The organism is Acinetobacter sp. UBA3132, assembly GCF_002364825.1.
Lineage (GTDB): Bacteria > Pseudomonadota > Gammaproteobacteria > Pseudomonadales > Moraxellaceae > Acinetobacter > Acinetobacter schindleri.
This window is the reverse complement of sequence record NZ_DEZM01000083.1, coordinates 1-17,589: the sequence shown is the minus strand read 5'-3', so window position 1 is coordinate 17,589 and position 17,589 is coordinate 1. Positions and strand designations below refer to the sequence as shown.

The window sequence follows — 17,589 nt, the reverse complement described above, 5'->3', positions numbered from 1 at the left end:
TAGGAATTCAGGAGCACCACAGGCATATTCTACATTTTCAATACCACGTTGTAGTTCACCTGCTGCATCATGAACAATTTTACCGTGTTCACTACCGATCAGCTCGCAGATTTTATCTGCATTTTTCTCAAGTAATTCTTTAAATTTAAACATTACCCGAGCACGTTTGAGTACAGGTGTGTTACGCCATTCTGGAAAAGCAGCTTCTGCAGCGGCAATGGCCTGTTCGACTGTTTGCTTACTTGCAATCGCAACTTCATTTTCTGAAGTACCAGTTGATGGATTAAAAACTGGTTGAGTGCGATGAGCTTCTAAGCAAGTTTCACCATTAATAAAATGTCCGATAGTTGTCATAATCTAATTCCTTAAATAAATATGATTAGGTGATTTTTTGAATCCTGAATTACCAAAGCTTGTTATAAAGTTCGACCATTTCTGGAATAGAGGGTACACGTGGATTATTACCTGGTGAGCCAGAAGCTAAAGCCTGTTCTGCCATAGTCTGAACGACTTCATCAAAATGTGTCTTTTCAACTCCAAATTCCGCAAGAGTAGGAACTTGTAGTTCTTGATTGATTTGAATAAGTGCAGATACCAATTTCTGGTTGGCCACATCATCATGATCATCAATATGTGCGACCCCAATGGCACGGGCACAATCAGCATAGCGTTCAGGTGCAGCTGCAATTGAATATTCAGTAATCATGGGTAATAACATAGCGTTGGAAAGGCCATGAGGTACATGGAAAAAAGCACCTATTGGTCGACTCATACCATGAACGAGAGCCACGGAGGCATTTGAAAAGGCGATACCGGCCAAGGTAGATCCAAGCATCATGCTTTCTCGCGCAAGTTCATTGCTTGGTTCCTGGTAGACACGTTGTAAGTTAGGACCGATCAAACGCATAGCAGCGATAGCTTGTGCATCACTATAAGGACTTGCTTTTTTACTCACATAAGCTTCTATGGCGTGGGTTAAAGCATCAATACCTGTATCTGCTGTTGTCCGGGCAGGTAAAGACATAGTTAATTGATAGTCTACGATCGCAGCAATAGGGAGAAAGCCTATTCCCGCACAGAGCATTTTTTCACTTGTTGTATCATTGGTAATAATCGTAAAACGTGTACATTCAGAGCCGGTACCAGCTGTCGTTGGAATGGCAATAATAGGCAAACCTGTTTCATTGACCTGGCGAGGAAATTTATAGTCATGAATCTCACCACCAAACTTTCCCAAGATACTAATAGCTTTGGCACTATCAATTGGACTACCACCGCCAACCGCGATAATTGAATCGTATTGACTTGATCTAACTTTGACTACACCTGCTTCAATAGAGCCCGATGTCGGTTCTGGTATAGTTTCATCAAAATATTCGGATGTGATATTTGCCTCATTGAGAATATTCTGGATTTCTGAAACATAACCCAGCGAGACCATCACTTTATCTGTGATAATAAGTGGCTTGCTGCATCCTATAGTTTTTAATATTTCTGGGAGTTTAAATCTTGAGTTTTTACCAATTTCCATAATTCTTGGCAAATTAATAGTATGGGTCATTCATATCTTCCTTTATTAATAACTTTCCAACTTGTTTTAAAAAGAACCAAACATTGTTCCAAGTGTAATAACACCCGTCAGTGCAATTAATGGAATAATGACTGCGACGACAAACATGTCGTAATAGGATTGTTTATGTGTCAGTCCACATAAAGTAATAATGGTAATCACCGCGCCGTTGTGAGGGAGAGAGTCTAGTGCACCAGAAGCCATGGAGGCGACACGATGCATAAGTTCTGGATTGATTCCGAATTCAATTGCCAAATTCATATAGGTTTCACCCATCGTATTTAAGGCAATACTCAAACCACCAGAAGCAGAACCTGTAATACCGGCTAAGACATTAATTACGATTGCTTCTGAGATCAGAGGGTTATGAGGTGCAAGCCCTACAAGAAAGTCTCTAAGAATGAGGAAGCCAGCTAAGGAAGCGATGACTGAGCCATAACCTACTTCTGATGCTGTGTTAAAAATAGGCAAGAAAGAAGAAGATACACCTTGTTGTAGTGACTCTTTAACATCAGCAATCCTGTTCCAGTTACAGAAAATAATAGTTAAACAGGCAAGTACTAAGGCGCAGATAATGGCCCATAAACCAACAACAGAGTTAAGAGAGGTATTACCAAATTTATCTGTGGCTAAATATGAAACGTCAAGCTGAGGTAAGATCAATTTAGTTAAAACAAGGTTTGCCACAATCACCACAATAATTGGGACAAATGCGATCATCAAGCTAGGACCTGCTTGGTGACGCGGGCCTTGATGATGTTCTATATGATTCCCATAGCCCTCATTATTTGCAGCAGCATGCGCAATTCTGCGATTAAGCCACCACATACCTGCAATTAGCATAAAGATTGAGGAAATTATTCCCAAACCAGGTGCTGCATAAAGATCTGTTCCAAAGAAAGGCATTGGAATAGCATTCTGAATCGCTGGTGTGCCTGGTAATGCAGTCATTGTAAAGGTCAATGCGCCTAACATGATTGCACCTGGAATCAACCGTTTAGGGATATTTAGTTCTCTAAATAATGCGGCTGCAATTGGAAAGACGGCAAAACCAACAACAAACAGCGAAACCCCGCCATATGTCAGTACTGCGCATGACAATACAATTGAAAGCATTGCACGGTGATGACCTAATTTATTTACAAAGAAGTTAGCAATAGTATTTGCTGAACCCGAGTCATCCATTAATTTCCCGAAAATAGCGCCAAGTAAAAACAACGGGAAATATTTGATGATGTAACCACCGAGGCCAGTCATAAAAACTTGTGAGTAAAACCCGAGTAATTCATGACTATACCCACTCCAAAGCACGGCAAATAATGCTAAAGCAGGTGCCAAAATAATTACGCTAAATCCTTTATATGCTAGATACATGAGCAATATTAAGGATAAGACAATTCCTATTAGTCCTATCATGAGCACACATCCTGTCTATTTTAAATATTCTTATAATTTCCATATAATGATACGATTCGTATCATTATTGATGTATATAATTTATGCAAAAGGAAGTCAAGCTCTTTTAGTAATGTATTTCTATTACTAAACAAAATTATTAATAGATGAATTTTTACATGAAAAATAAATATATGTTTTAAATACAAAATTACTTAAACAGAATAAAAAACCACCCTTATGGGTGGTTTTAAAAATTTAGAATATATCTATTGACCTTGCTGATCCGCCTGAATCGCAGTGAGTGCAATGGTAAAGACGATATCATCTACCAAGGCACCACGTGACAAGTCATTTACTGGCTTATTCAGGCCTTGCAGCATTGGACCAACACTCACCACATTTGCTGCGCGTTGCACCGCTTTATAAGTAGTGTTACCTGTATTTAAATCCGGGAAGATGAAGACATTGGCACGACCAGCTACTTGGGAGTCTGGTGCTTTTTGACGACCCACGCTTTCAACCGATGCAGCGTCATATTGCAATGGACCATCAATCAACAGGTCAGGGCGACGTTCCTTGGCAATACGGGTAGCTTCTGCCACTTTCTCTACATCAGCACCGGCACCAGAAGTTCCAGTAGAGTAAGAAATCATGGCAATACGTGGGTCAATACCAAAAGCTTTTGCCGAGTCAGCAGACTGGATGGCAATTTCTGCCAGTTGTGCAGCATCCGGATCCGGATTAATCGCGCAGTCACCATATACATATACTTCATCTGGTAACAGCATAAAGAACACCGAAGAAACCAGTGAATAATCTGGCGCAGTCTTAATCAGCTGGAAGGCTGGACGCACAGTATTTGCAGTAGTGTGAACTGCACCAGATACCAGGCCATCCACCTGATCAAGGGCTAGCATCATCGTGCCTAAAACAACAGTATCTTGCAGCTGCTCTTTGGCTTGCAGTTCATTCAGCTTGCCTTTACGCAGCGTTACCATTTTTTCGACATAGTCGTCTCGAATCAGGTCAGGATCGACAATTTCTAAACCTTCTGGCAATTCAATACCACGTGCTTTGGCAACTTCCAGTACAGCTTCAGGTTTCGCCAGCAGAATACAATGCGCAATACCACGTGACTGACAGATAGCCGCGGCCTGAATGGTGCGTGGCTCATCACCTTCAGGTAGCACAATACGTTTTTTTGCTGCAATCGATTTCTGTACCAATTCATGACGGAAAGCAGAAGGAGACAGGCGTGGCTTGTAGGTGCCATTTAGCATCTGAATCAGCCAGTCTGGGTTGATATGGCTAGATACAAAACGGGTGACCTGATCAGCACGTTCTGTATCATCAACTGGAATTTCATTGCCAAGATTGGCCAGCTTCTGCGCAGTTTCGAATGTGCTTAATGGAGTATGTAAAATTGGCAGGCCATGTTTAATTGCAGACTGGCAGAAGCCTAGCACCTGTTCATTTGGCTGATGTTGCTCAGTCAGGACTAACCCCGCCAGTGGAATACCATTACAGCTCGCCAAGCTACTTGCCAGCAGCACATCGACCCGGTCAGAGGCAGTAATGATCAGTTCACCCGCGACAAATTTATGCAGTTCATGTTCAATGCTGGATGCAATCAGGCTGCTATGCTGAACACGACGTTGAGTCGCTTCACCTTGATGGATCCATAGCGCAGAAATATGTGCAGCCAGATCGGACATACGTGGCACGCTCAGAGTTTTACTAAACGGAACCAAGCCAATCACTGGTAGTTTGTCAGAGCCGATATATGGATGGGTTTTCTGAATAGCTTGTACAAACTGTTCAGTTTCAGCAGTCAGACGCAGTTCTGGATCAATGGTCACTGGAATCTGGGCAGATTCTTCAGGTAAGCCTTTGGTACGCATGAACAGGATACTAGACAGGCGTGTTGAGCTTGCACCACCAAAATTGCGAATCTGATTTTCAACTTTTTCTGCTGTTTGCACTGGATGACGGATATCGGCATTGCTGACAATAACGACTTTGGCATCGAGCGCCTGAGCCAGAGAAGCATTCAGTTCATCGACAAAGCTGTCACGACCATTTGGCACTACACCTTCTACAATAATCAGGTCGTGATTGCGGGCAATTTCACGATGCAGACGCACGGCATCCTCTAGAAGTTCATCCTGCTCGCCATGACTGAGACGTTGCATCATTGTGTTATAGCTGATGGGTTCCACAGTCTTTGCATTGGAGATATGACGATACAGGGCAGTGGTACGGTCTGCCGTATCCGTAATTTCCTGAGAAAATGGTTTAACAAAACCAGCCTTTACACCTTGGCATTCCAGTGCGTAAATCAGGCCTAAGCATGCAGACGTTAAACCAACGCCTTCCCCAGTCGGAACTAATAGAATGGTCTTCATAGCGTATTCAAATATCTAAAATCAAATAGAAGGTATAGGAATCCTACACTTGCTTAAGCAAGCGTAGCCTCAGGTTCAGACTTTTTTGCAGTGGTGTTCTCCACTTCCTGCTCAACCACGCTGTGGGTTTCTTTGGCGATACGGCCTTCTTCATCGGTTGGTACGACCCAGATTTGTGGGCCTGTACCATTATCGATGCGACCTTCAGTACCACGCTTTAATACATTATTAGCATCTTTATCGAGATTGAAGCCAAAATGTGGCAGGTAAGCCATAGTTTTTTCACGGATATAAGCTGAGTTTTCACCGATACCACCTGTGAAGAACAGACCATCAAGACGCGGTAGACCACAGCTTAAAGCAGCCAGTGATTTTGCTAGACGGTAGCAGAATACTTCAATTGCAAGCGTTGCATCTTCATTGCCATTTTCAGAAGCTTCGATCAGCGTACGCATGTCATTAGACAGATTGTCTGATAAACCGAGCAAGCCACTTTCTTTGTTCAGCATTCTGTCAATTTTATAGACGTCCCAGCCCAGATTCGCTGCCAGGAAGCTATGCAGACTTGGGTCAACATCACCACTACGGGTGCCCATTACCAGACCTTCCAGTGGAGTCAGACCCATAGAAGTATCGACACTTTGCCCATTCCATACGGCACAGGTTGAACTTCCATTACCCAGATGTGCTGTTAACCAGCCACCTTGTTTGAAGCTGCCAGCCAGTTCAGAACCGCGCTCAGATACATAAGCATGGCTGGTACCATGGAAACCGTAACGGCGTACACCAAAGTCAGTGTAAAGGAATTTAGGCACAGCATAACGGTAAGCATGTGCTGGCATGGTTTGATGGAACGCGGTATCGAATACTGCAACCTGTGGCAGATCCGGGAACAGGCGTTGCGTTGCTTCAATTCCAATCAGGTGTGCTGGATTATGTAGCGGTGCAAGCGGGGTAGCTTCACGAATTTTTTCAATAATTTCATCATTGATCAGTTCGGCTTTAGTCAAGCTGCCGCCGTGTACCACACGGTGACCAATCGCATCTGGTTTATAATTGGCTAGACGCTCCAGACCAACTTCCAGTGCTTTTTTATGATCTGCAAATGGGATATGGATGTCTACCGGTTCATTACCGACAGTCACACCTTTAATACGGGCATTTTCTGTGCCTAAGTTCTCAGCTAAGCCGTGAATACGGAAATTCTGTTCTTCAAGTAATAAGGCAAACTTGATTGAAGAAGAGCCACAATTAATAACTAATACTGATTTAGACACGATTGTTTACCCGATTCTAATTAAAATTCTCATCCATTTGATTGATCTATTTTGTGCGCCTAGGCGATGCAATTTAGATCAGTGATGCAGTTGTAACATGCGATATTTTTCTGTCCTAGATAGACTTTAGGTGATTAGACTTAAGCACTATCGATCATTTTGCCAGTTATAATTAAAATTTATCAGTTCATCGTTTTCATTTATCAATGAAATAGTAGTAAAAGCAGACCTCATTCAAAATAGCGTTGAGCCAATAAACCTTATAAAGCATGCTAAACAGATTCAATTTTTATAGTTTATACATTGAATTGCTGTAAATTTAAACAAGCTACAAATTTCCAAAGATAATCTTCATAAAAGATGACCTGAAGGTTCACTCAGCTGTTTTTTTGTTTTCTTCATTCCTTCTATAAAAAAAATCAGCCCTGCGAACAGAGCTGAAAATGATTTCTTACTGCATTGTTATTGACGAATCTGGCCGTCACCAAATACGATCCATTTCTGTGAAGTCAGACCTTCAAGGCCAACCGGACCACGGGCATGAATCTTGTCGGTTGAAATACCGATTTCTGCACCGAGGCCATATTCAAAGCCATCAGCAAAGCGGGCCGAGGCGTTAATCATTACCGAGCTTGAATCCACACCAGCTAAAAATTCACGCGCAATACTGTAGTTTTCAGTGATGATTGAATCGGTATGATGTGAACCATATTTATTGATATGTTCAATCGCTTCTTCAACCCCAGAAACCACCTTAACTGCCAGGATCGGACCAAGATATTCGGTATACCAGTCTTCTTCTGAAGCAGGTACTGCATTTTCCAGAATACGGCGAGTTGCAGGACAACCACGCAGTTCTACCTGTTTTTCTTCATACAGTTCAGCAATACGTGGCAGGAACTCTTCCGCAACTTTTTCATCGACCAGCAAAGTTTCCATGGCATTACATACGCCGTAGCGATGAGTTTTAGCATTCAGGGCAATAGGCAAGGCTTTGAGCAAGTCTGCCTGGGCTTCTACATACACATGACAATTACCGTCAAGATGCTTGATTACTGGTATACGCGCATCATTGGTAATGCGTTCAATCAGGCCCTTACCACCACGAGGCACAATCACATCGACATATTCAGACATGGTAATCAGCTGACCCACTGCTGCACGGTCTGTGGTATTGATCACTTGCACGGCTGCTTCTGGTAGGCCTGAAACCTGCAAGCCGTGTTGAATCGCTTTGGCAATGGCCTGGTTAGATTCAAGTGCTTCCGAACCGCCACGTAAAATAATGGCATTACCAGATTTCAGTGCTAAAGATGCTGCTTCCAGGGTCACGTTTGGACGTGATTCATAGATCATGCCGACTACGCCCAGAGGTACGCGCATTTTGCCCAGCTGAATACCAGATGGACGATAGGCCATATCGGTAATTTCACCAATCGGATCGACCAGGCTAATCACATCATTTAAGCCCTGTAGCATGCCTTTGAAGCGTGCGGGAGTCAGTTCTAAGCGATCGAGGAGAGCACTGTCCAGATTATTGCTATGCGCTTTGGTCATATCAATCTGATTGGCAGCCAAAATCGCAGCTTCACTGTTTTTTAAAGCAGTATAAATTGCTGACAATGCATCATTTTTTGTTTGGGTGGACGCACGCGCCAAGACGCGTGAAGCCTGACGAGCCTGCTGTCCTACCGTTTGCATATATTGTTCAATAGACTCTTGCATAGCGGTTCGATCACTTAGAAATATCCTTCTGATATTAACAGCCTGAGCCGATACAATGAAGTCTGCTGGCTAAATTTCATGTGCTTTTACAATCGTTAAACATTTTGAAATCGTTTTATCTTTAAAAGCAGACAAGCGGTTGCAAGATTAGTTGCTTGTAAAAAGAACCTCTGTATAGAATGAATGACAGCGACATTGATGTCGAATTCAATAATAAATAAAGAGTAGGACGCGTATTCAGATCTTTCACATTTGATCTTGAAGCATGAAATCTCTCAATAATTGCTTGCACAATAAAAATAAGGCAAGGATGGAGGAAAGGAAGATGAATTCCATTATCCAGATGGACCACCACCGCATTGAGCAACACAGCCACTATGCGTTTTTTGATCTATACGATAAAAACAGTTTTAAACAGCCACCACGTACGACCTGGATGGATGGCTGGAAAATTGAATATATGGCAATTGCCCGCCCTGAAACCCTGCATATGACACCGATGGTTATTATTGGTGGGGCATTTCAGAACTTTAATTCCTATAAATACTGTGTAGAGCAGCTGTTCGCTGCAGGTCCAATCATCCTGATTGACTTGCCTTCAATGGGCGCTAACCAGCAGATCACCAATGTGGATACTGGCGTCTCTGCAGGCTCTCTGGAACTGGAAGATCTCGCAGGCATGCTAGGGCGCTGGCTAGAGCAAATGTGCTTGCCTAAGGTTGCAGTATTGGGCATGTCATTAGGATCTGTCGTGGCTTCCTGTTTGGCAGATCAGCGTCCTGAGCTGGTGGATCGCATGATCCTGATGGGGGTGATGCAAAAGACCCGCAAGAGCTGGCGGATGTTGCTGGAAGAATCCCTGCACCTGATGAAAGAAGGGCGTATGAACGAGTTTGGTCAAGCTGTCATTTTGTATCTGGTCAATCATGCCCGTTTAAAAGAAACCCGTATGTCACCGACGGCCAAGCGACTGTTTTTTAGACAGATGGCAGAGTTTACCGCAACTGAGCAGGATCGTTATGATGTTAACTGCAACCGTCTATTACGCCTGAAACATGTACCCATTCCACAATGTAAAGTACTCGTTGCTTGCGGCCAATATGACAGTTTTACCCTGCCGCATGAAAATGCTGGCTTTGCCCTACAGTGTCCAGACATGCAGTATGTACAGATTGCCAGTGCCGACCATGTACCGCAGCTGCAGCGCCGTAAAGAAACCATGCATCTGTTCGCCACTTTCCTGCGTGATGAACCCGTAGATCAGCTGGAAGGGATTATTCCCTTTACTCGGGAACAGATGCTGAAACTTGAACGTCGTGGTGAAGACCGTATTCCGGTACAAGAGCCAGAACGTTTCCTGAGCCATCGACACTCGGATCTGCGTTTGCCTACCACTATTGTGGATTTAAGTTTCTTTGGTGTCTTATTTGAAATGGAAGAAGCGCAGGTGCAGCAGGCCATCCAGTATCCAAGGGATTTGGCTTTGCATCTGGAAGATGAAGAAGGTGAGTTCAAAATTGAATGCCTGATTTTCCAGCATGATGAAACGCAGATTCGTGCCTTGTTTAAGCACGGTAGTTTTGAAGTGGCGGAACGTTTGCTAGGTTTTGTGCAGACTCAAAAAGCTTTACTTGAAGCACAAGTGCTGGATGCAGTCGTTTAGAATGCTCCCGGCCTGAATTTGAAAGTTAAATAGATACTTTGAAAAAAAACAGCGTTATTCAACGCTGTTTTTTTTGGTCGCATGAATCATCCAGACTAGATCACCTAAATGTTCATCTTGTTCAATTGTGGGATTGGACTGCTGAGGTTGGGCAAAATAGCGCTGCGGCTGTTTTACTTCTACCTCTATAAAACCGGTCTGCTGACAAAACTGCTGTAATTCTTGAGGGGACTTAAAGTGGAAAGTAAAAGCACTACGTGACATAAACTTTAGTAAGCGGCTGCATGTCCAGATAAAGCTGGCTAATCGATTCTTCACGGGTTCAGGGTAAATATCGCTGAGGTAATAAATTTCCGGAAAGCGTTGTCCATACTCGGCAATACCTTTTAATAAGGTGTGCAACATGTCCTTGTCAAAGTAGTTAATCAGTCCTTCGCTGATGACTACTAGTGGTCGTTCAGAATCAAAAACCTGAAAAATATTGGCCAGCTCTGCACTAAAAATATCAGCAGTCAAGACTTCTGGTGCATCCTGATCCAGAATTTTCAGCGCCTGAGTTTTGATCTTGGCCATATCTGGCAGATCAAGTTCGCGGTAATTGATTTCAGGAAATTTTTGTCTGAAATTCCAGCTACGCGGAGATAGTCCGCAAGCAATTTCCAGTACTTGTAGCTGTGGGTGCTGAGTAATGAGCTGACAGAGATGTTCATCAATCATCTGGTGGCGCTGTTTTAAGGTAGTACGCATACTGCCGCCCACGTGCTTTTCAGCCCAGGTTTCCAAGGGATGGACCAATGCAGCGAGAAATTTACCTCGCCCAGTCGCAAACACTGGATGAGAAATTCCCATTTGGTACCAGATATAGCCGGTATAGTGCGCAGTAAAAGAGATATGTCGATGTTGCGAGAGTGGTTGTGTCATGTCTTCCTGACCTTATTGTTATTGTATAAGTTTTTGTATTTTTACATCATAAACAAAAAGGAACACTTATGGTGTTCCTTTTATCGTATTCCTAAATCGTATTACCCAAATCTGCTTATGAAGCCACCTGATTTCTAAATTCTGTAATTTCATCACGAACGTGACGCCATTCTTTGCCAAGATCTAAAACGTCATCAATCTGAATCTGAGGAATACGACCGCGCATATGCTCTAAACGTTCCTGATTCGGCAATGGTAAATCTACAATCCCCTCAAGTGCCAGACATTGTGCTGCCCGGTCGTTACAGACCAGACCCATATCACAACCTGCCTTCAGCGCTGCCTGAATACGGGCATCAGCGCCACCTGCGACACAGGCAGCTTGCATACTCAAATCATCCGAGAACAATACACCGTCAAAACCAAGTTCCTGACGTAAGATTTTCTGAATCCAGAATTCTGAAAAACCGGCTGGATTGGGATCGACCTGACTGTAGATCACATGCGCTGGCATCAAGGCATCCAGTTGTGACTGTAGCTGAATAAAGGTCTGCATGTCTTTTTGCTGGATTTCTTCATAGCTGCGTGGATCTACGGCCGCTGCCACATGAGAATCGGCTTTTACAGAACCATGACCCGGGAAGTGTTTGCCGGTCGATGCCATGCCAGCACGTTTCATACCTTTCAGGAAAGCGCTTGCCAGTGGAATGATGTCCTGAATATTTGTGGCAAAACTACGGTCACCAATAACATCGCTGATGTCATTCAGATCCAGCACAGGAGCAAAACTAAAATCAATGCCGACTGCCAGCACTTCAATTGCCATTAACCAGCCACATTTCTCTGACAGTTGTAATGCACGTTCAGGTTCGCTTTGGTAAAGTTCTCCAAAACGACCCATGGCCGGGAGTAAAGTAAAGCCCTGTTTTAAGCGTTGAACGCGACCACCTTCCTGATCGACTGCAATCAAAATATCCGGGCAAATCTGACGCATATGATCTGTCAGGGCGCGAACCTGTGCAGGTGATTCAATATTACGGCCAAACAGAATGACCCCGCCAACCTGCGGAGCCTGTAGCAGTTCAATATCTTCCTGGGTAAGGTGAGTGCCAGCGATGTCGAGCATCAATGCGCCAATCATATGCGGTGTCCATATTAGAATTTTTCAGCGAAAACAATACCTGATTTCTGCAATCTTTTGCTACACTTTGACTGCACAGAATATGATAAAACTACACAACATAAACTTATTAAGTTGTTTAAGATCGCGGATACGTTTATTTCAGATCGGAAAACGACACGGTTAAATTGGTCAAAAGGCCAAGGAAGTACGAATTATTTATGAAACTTCAAACAGTAGCTTGCGCAGTTGCAGTTGCGACAGGCGGATTCTTTTTTACCCATGTGGTGAGCGACGCGATTGCTGCTGAAAAATCAGAAGTCGTAAGCAAAGCCCTTCAACCATCTCAAGAACAAGCGCTCGTATCTAGGCAGCTGGCTACTTTAGTGGATCGTCAGCACTATTTAAATATGCGTCTGGATGCTCAAACCTCACAGCGCATTTTTGATTTTTATATTGATAGCCTGGATACGGAGCATAGCCTGTTCCTGGCACCTGAAATTGATAACTATAAAAAACGTTATGGTGCCAATTTTGGTGCCAACTTGAAAGCAGGCAATCTGGCTGGCCCATTTGAGATTCATGCACATTATAGTGAACGCCTCAAGCAGTTCTATACCTTTATGCTGGATGAACTGAAAAAGCCTCAAAACCTGAATCAAAGTAATGTTTATATTGAGACTGACCGTGAGAAAGCCCCATTCTTCAAGACACCTGAAGAACAACGCGCTTACTGGTCAAAAATGCTGGTTTCTCAGCTGATTAATCTGACCATCAGTAAAGAAGAAGAGCAGGCCAAACAGAAAGCATTAAAAGACAACCCAGAACTGGCCAATGGTCAGGATCTGAGTGGTCCAGAGGATTTGACACCGGCACAAACCTTAACCAAGCGTTATACCCGTCAGCTTGAACGTTTAAGTCGCATCAAGAGTGATGATGTGCTGGATAAAACCCTGAATGCCATGATGCTGACCTATGATCCACACAGCAATTATTTCCCGCCTGTGGATGCGATGGAACTAAACCGCCAAACGACTTTACAGCTTGAAGGTGTGGGTGTTTCAATTCGCCCAGAACGTGGCAATGAAGACTATACCAAGATTGAAACTATTGTGGAAGGTGGTCCAGCGAGTAAATCAGGTCAGGTGAAATCCGGTGACCGTATTATTGGGGTCGCTCAGGATGGCGGACCAATGGTCGATGTCATTGGTTGGCCGAGTAATGAAATTGTCGGTCTGATTCGTGGTAAACGTGGTACTAAAGTTACTTTAAAATTGCTGGGTGCTGGCGCAACACTCGGACAGGCGCGTAATGTCACTATTACCCGTGATGTGATCCAGGAAGAAGATGCTGGCGTACGTACCCGTGTGGTCGAGATTCAGCGAGATGGCAAGAAGTATCAATATGGTGTGATTGAAATTCCATCATTTTACCTGAACTATCGTGCACGACGTGCGGGTACAGATTATCGTTCTGTATCTGAAGATACCAACAATGCCCTGAAAGAACTTTCAGCCAAGAATGTGGAAGGGATTATTGTTGATTTGCGCAATAATCCAGGTGGTTCATTAGAAGAAGTTGCACGTATGCTGGGGCAAGTGATCAAGTCTGGTCCAGTGGTACAGATTCGTGATGGCAATGGCAATGTCAGTGTCTTTGAAGATGATGATGGCGGTGCACAGACCTATGCTGGTCCACTGGCGGTCATGGTCAACCTCGCTTCTGCATCGGCAAGTGAAATCTACTCTGCTGCAATTCAGGATTATGAACGTGGTATTGTCATTGGTAGCACCACGACAGGTAAAGGTACTGCACAAGTACAGCTGGATACCTTGGCGCATGGACAGGCTACACTGACACAACGTAAGTTCTATCGTATCACTGGTGGCAGTACCCAGAACAAGGGTGTGGTCCCGGATATCAAACTGGTCGATATTTACAATGAAGAGTTTGGTGAGCGTAAGGCTAAAAATGCCTTGCAGTGGGATACCATTCCGACGGCACCCTTTAAACGTGAAGGTGAAGTACAGAAATATGTACCTGATCTGATCAAGAGCTCACAGGTTCGTGTCAATCTGGATCCACAATTCAAGTATCTTGAGCAACGTACAGCGATTGCCAAGAAAACTGACGAGAAAAAGCGTCTAGTATTGGATCTGAATCAGCGTAAAGCGGAATTGCTGGAACTTGAACGTAAGACCTTGGAATCTGAAAATGCACGTCGTGTAGCAACGGGTCAGAAACCTTATCCAAACTGGGAAAGCTATCAGGCCTCAATGGATGCATTGATTGAAGCACGTGCCAAGATGAAAGCTAAAGATCGTCCGCAGCTCCCTGAAGAGGAAGTATTTGTTGTAGAAGCTGCCAATGTTTTGCATGACTATGCCCGTTTACAAGGAAAAGCGAAATAGTTATTCAGAATCGAAGAATTTAATTTGACTAACAGCCTGCATATGCAGGCTGTTTTTCTATTTTTTGTTGAAAAATAGTAAACAAGAAAAAGTTGATAAGTGTTAAAAATGCTATCTGTTTTGTTGAAATTCATAATGTTGTGATCTAGATCTGCTAAATTCTAGTCAATGAATGAATTTAACCATTTGCTAAAACTTGAAACACTTTTAATATATGTCACATATTTCTTATTTTTGTCAGATTTGGATTTAAGTCAGTAAAATTATAGTTTTTGTTGTGCTTTAAATATTGCGGTTCAAGTATCGATAAATTAAAAATTTTTTATGGGTCAAATATGACCAAAGGTGTATGGGTTGAGCAATGTTCTTGGGTGCCCTCGAGTTAGGCAGGTAAAGATGCAATGTGGGCTTAAGCAGTTCGGGAAAGCAAGCTTCTACAGGACTCTTATATGATTCATGTTCATTATGACATTAATCTGGTTATAGGCTCGCTCATTGTAGCTTTGGTAGTTTGTTTTCTTGCCATTTCAATTGAACAGCTGTTATTTGATAAAGTTCCTCCCAAATATGAAAAGCTGATTCTGGTTACAAGTGGTGCGATTTTAGGATTCTCTATCTGGTGTATGCACTTTGTCGGCATGACCGCCAGTCATTTGCCAGACAATACCTATTTTGATTCCGGACTGACTGTTACCTCTTACATTATTGCTTTTATCGCCTCGACCTTTGCCATCTGGCTGACGACACGACAAACCCTGCCTTTTCCCCGTCTGGTACTCGGCGCGGTATTAATGGGGCTGGGAATTTCCGGCATGCACTACACAGGCATGATAAGTATGGTGGTGCAGGGTTATGTGATCCGCTATGATCCGGTACTGGTGATCTGTTCGGTACTCATTGCGATTAGCGGGGCTGGTTTAGGCTTCTGGATGCTGTTTAAGAATCGCAGTATTGCTCGCCGTAGCTTCTGGCTGAAAGCCGGTGTGGCATTGATGCTAACTTTCTCCATTGTCGGGATGCACTATACCGGGATGGCAGCGACCAGTTTTCATTCCATAGTGGGTGAAGGCTTGGCCGAAATGTCCACGCTTGAGCGCGAATTACTGATTACTGTAGTTTTCATTACCTGTCTGGTTCTTGTTGCCGGTTTCTGTGTAGCCATGCTGGAACAGCGTCTTGAGCATCGCAATCGTCAGCTGGCTGAGGCCAATAAAGAGCTGGCCAATCTGGCTGTGCAGGATAATCTAACCAAGTTACCCAATCGTTTTTATCTGGCAGAGTATTCTCACTTTCTGTTTAATGATCATCATTACCGTAATGCACAGTTTGCCTTTCTGTATATTGATCTTGACCGCTTCAAAGCAGTAAATGATGTCTTTGGGCATCATGTGGGGGACCAGCTCCTGATCCAGCTGGCTAACCGGATTCATAGTTTACTCAATGAGCACTCGAGATTACTGCGAATTGGGGGTGATGAATTCTTGTTGATTCTGGAAAATGCAGAACCACAACAGGCCGCTGAAGTCGCTGAAAAGATTTTAAGCATGATTCAGGAAAGCTTTACGATTGCTGGCAAGGTGATTAATGTTTCAGGGAGTATTGGTATTTCAATGTATCCGGAACATGGTCAAAATGTTCAGGATCTTCTGATCAATGCCGATTCAGCTATGCTGACCTCCAAAAATCAGGGGCGTAATACCTACTCATTGTTCAATTTCAGCAATGATGAAAAGGAATCCAGAAGTCAGAGCAAGCTGATTAATGACCTGTATAAAGCGGTTGAAGAACACCAGTTTGAGCTGTATTACCAGCCTAAATATCGTACCGAAGATTTGCAGATTTGTGGGGTTGAAGCCTTGATCCGCTGGCGGCACCCGGCACTGGGCTTGTTATCACCAGTAATGTTTATCCGGGGGGCGGAAAAAACCGGCCTGATTATTCAGATGGGGTATTGGGCACTGGAGCAGGCCTGTAAACAGATTCATCAATGGGAAACGGAAGGAACGAATTTCTTCCCGATTGCTGTTAATTTGTCTGCCGTGCAGTTTGAACATAAGAACCTGTTTAAAAATCTGGAAGAACTGTTAGCACGTTACCAGATTAATCCGAATCACTTGATGATTGAGATTACTGAATCTACAGCCATGCATCATATTGATAGCAGTGTGCGTACCCTGGAACGCTTGCGTGATATGGGGATTCAGTTGGCAATTGATGACTTTGGTACAGGGCATTCCAGTTTCCTGTATCTGAAGAACCTGCCAGTGAATGAGCTGAAAATCGATAAAGAATTTATTGCAGACCTGACCGCAGGTTCCAAGGAAGAGATGATCCTGGAAAGTATTATCCATCTTGCAATTAAGCTGGGTTTACAGGTCACTGCTGAAGGGGTGGAAACTCAGCTACAGGCAGACATCCTGACCCGTTTGGGTTGTCAGCAGTTACAAGGATTCCTATTCAGTAGACCAGTTAGTGTGAAGGATTTACCCGAAGCCGCTATCGTTTCTTAATCTGTTTAATTTTATCAATCAGCCTCTCAATTCAGGAGCTACTTAATTTGAATAGCGAGCATTTCAGCTTTTGCACATTCAATCTGATGGGCAGACAGAGAAAGTACAATCTGGATTTTTCGGCCTTCAATTTTCAGTAATCGACCCGTCAACACCAATTCAGTATTCACAGGTACCGGTCGAATAAACTGAATATTCAGACTACCAGTGACACATCGAATTAAGGCTTCACCACCGTCAAAGGCGATGCCAGCTGTATGGCTTTTAAATGCTGCCGCAGAAGCTGTACCATGACAGTCCAGAAGAGATGCAATCAAGCCACCATACAGATGATCGGGTACACCGCCGGTATAATGAGAGGCGGGGCAAATATGTGCAATAGTCTGTACAAAAGGGACGTCCCAGTAACTTTTCAGTTGATGACCATGTGGATTGTCACGTCCACAGCCATAACAGTGGGTGTAGGGTTCAGCATACAAACCCTGAAAGGCAATCCTTGTCATTTTTTTATCCTTATTTAAATGCGATCAGTTGCTTCAATAAATTTATAAAGGTTAAATGATCTCTTAAAATAGATCTCTTTCATAAA

At 43.5% G+C, this 17,589-nt stretch carries 12 protein-coding genes; 3 read left to right on the top strand and 9 right to left on the bottom strand.

Going from position 1 to position 17,589, the window contains the following annotated elements; all coding sequences use genetic code 11:
• The 6 genes from B4033_RS03835 to B4033_RS03810 form a co-directional block, all read right to left on the bottom strand.
• The coding region (locus B4033_RS03835; protein ID WP_286832228.1) for an aldehyde dehydrogenase family protein at positions 1 to 354 on the bottom strand (354 nt) is incomplete at its 3' end.
• Between the two features lie 49 nt (positions 355 to 403).
• Complete coding sequence (locus B4033_RS03830; RefSeq protein WP_286832226.1) at positions 404 to 1,561, bottom strand: iron-containing alcohol dehydrogenase; 1,158 nt, start codon at positions 1,559 to 1,561, stop codon at positions 404 to 406.
• A 36-nt stretch (positions 1,562 to 1,597) separates the two neighbouring features.
• Positions 1,598 to 2,986 (bottom strand): GntP family permease, encoded by a 1,389-nt coding sequence (locus B4033_RS03825; protein ID WP_286832223.1) that lies wholly within the window; start codon positions 2,984 to 2,986, stop codon positions 1,598 to 1,600.
• Positions 2,987 to 3,234: 248 nt separating this feature from the next.
• Entirely contained in the window at positions 3,235 to 5,373 is a 2,139-nt protein-coding gene (gene pta / locus B4033_RS03820; protein WP_286832220.1) for a phosphate acetyltransferase, read from the bottom strand.
• Between the two features lie 53 nt (positions 5,374 to 5,426).
• Positions 5,427 to 6,650, bottom strand: coding sequence for an acetate/propionate family kinase (locus tag B4033_RS03815; RefSeq protein WP_004890138.1), 1,224 nt, complete (start codon positions 6,648 to 6,650; stop codon positions 5,427 to 5,429).
• 462 nt (positions 6,651 to 7,112) lie between these two features.
• Positions 7,113 to 8,375, bottom strand: a complete 1,263-nt coding sequence (locus B4033_RS03810; protein WP_286832215.1) for a glutamate-5-semialdehyde dehydrogenase — start codon at positions 8,373 to 8,375, stop codon at positions 7,113 to 7,115.
• A 325-nt stretch (positions 8,376 to 8,700) separates the two neighbouring features.
• Between B4033_RS03810 and B4033_RS03805 the strand changes: the two genes are divergently transcribed.
• Positions 8,701 to 10,038 carry an alpha/beta fold hydrolase gene (locus tag B4033_RS03805; RefSeq protein WP_286832213.1) on the top strand — a complete coding sequence of 446 codons (1,338 nt, stop codon included), beginning with the start codon at positions 8,701 to 8,703 and terminating at the stop codon, positions 10,036 to 10,038.
• A 54-nt stretch (positions 10,039 to 10,092) separates the two neighbouring features.
• Here B4033_RS03805 and B4033_RS03800 read toward each other — a convergent pair whose 3' ends face one another.
• On the bottom strand, positions 10,093 to 10,959 hold the full coding sequence (locus B4033_RS03800; protein WP_286832211.1) for a class I SAM-dependent methyltransferase: 867 nt from the start codon (positions 10,957 to 10,959) through the stop codon (positions 10,093 to 10,095).
• A gap of 115 nt (positions 10,960 to 11,074) precedes the next feature.
• Positions 11,075 to 12,100 carry a beta-N-acetylhexosaminidase gene (gene nagZ / locus B4033_RS03795; protein ID WP_286832209.1) on the bottom strand — a complete coding sequence of 342 codons (1,026 nt, stop codon included), beginning with the start codon at positions 12,098 to 12,100 and terminating at the stop codon, positions 11,075 to 11,077.
• Between the two features lie 200 nt (positions 12,101 to 12,300).
• On the opposite strand from nagZ, the gene B4033_RS03790 reads away from it, so the two are divergent.
• Together B4033_RS03790 and B4033_RS03785 are read left to right on the top strand one after the other, a co-directional pair.
• A complete protein-coding gene (locus B4033_RS03790) occupies positions 12,301 to 14,490 on the top strand; it encodes a carboxy terminal-processing peptidase (protein WP_286832207.1) in 2,190 nt (729 codons plus the stop codon).
• 449 nt (positions 14,491 to 14,939) lie between these two features.
• On the top strand, positions 14,940 to 17,000 hold the full coding sequence (locus B4033_RS03785) for a bifunctional diguanylate cyclase/phosphodiesterase (RefSeq protein ID WP_286832205.1): 2,061 nt from the start codon (positions 14,940 to 14,942) through the stop codon (positions 16,998 to 17,000).
• A 38-nt stretch (positions 17,001 to 17,038) separates the two neighbouring features.
• Here the strand turns inward: B4033_RS03785 and B4033_RS03780 are convergent, their stop codons facing one another.
• Entirely contained in the window at positions 17,039 to 17,503 is a 465-nt protein-coding gene (locus B4033_RS03780) for a PaaI family thioesterase (RefSeq protein WP_286832203.1), read from the bottom strand.
• Positions 17,504 to 17,589: the final 86 nt, after the last annotated feature.

Excerpts from the sequence above, each read along its gene's own strand:
- nagZ (WP_286832209.1), bottom strand. The coding sequence starts at position 12,100 with ATGATTGGCGCATTGATGCTCGACATCGCTGGCACTCACCTTACCCAG.
- B4033_RS03790 (WP_286832207.1), top strand. The coding sequence starts at position 12,301 with ATGAAACTTCAAACAGTAGCTTGCGCAGTTGCAGTTGCGACAGGCGGA.
- B4033_RS03780 (WP_286832203.1), bottom strand. The coding sequence starts at position 17,503 with ATGACAAGGATTGCCTTTCAGGGTTTGTATGCTGAACCCTACACCCAC.
- B4033_RS03800 (WP_286832211.1), bottom strand. The coding sequence starts at position 10,959 with ATGACACAACCACTCTCGCAACATCGACATATCTCTTTTACTGCGCAC.
- B4033_RS03830 (WP_286832226.1), bottom strand. The coding sequence starts at position 1,561 with ATGACCCATACTATTAATTTGCCAAGAATTATGGAAATTGGTAAAAAC.
- B4033_RS03785 (WP_286832205.1), top strand. The coding sequence starts at position 14,940 with ATGATTCATGTTCATTATGACATTAATCTGGTTATAGGCTCGCTCATT.
- pta (WP_286832220.1), bottom strand. The coding sequence starts at position 5,373 with ATGAAGACCATTCTATTAGTTCCGACTGGGGAAGGCGTTGGTTTAACG.
- B4033_RS03810 (WP_286832215.1), bottom strand. The coding sequence starts at position 8,375 with ATGCAAGAGTCTATTGAACAATATATGCAAACGGTAGGACAGCAGGCT.
- B4033_RS03825 (WP_286832223.1), bottom strand. The coding sequence starts at position 2,986 with ATGATAGGACTAATAGGAATTGTCTTATCCTTAATATTGCTCATGTAT.
- B4033_RS03805 (WP_286832213.1), top strand. The coding sequence starts at position 8,701 with ATGAATTCCATTATCCAGATGGACCACCACCGCATTGAGCAACACAGC.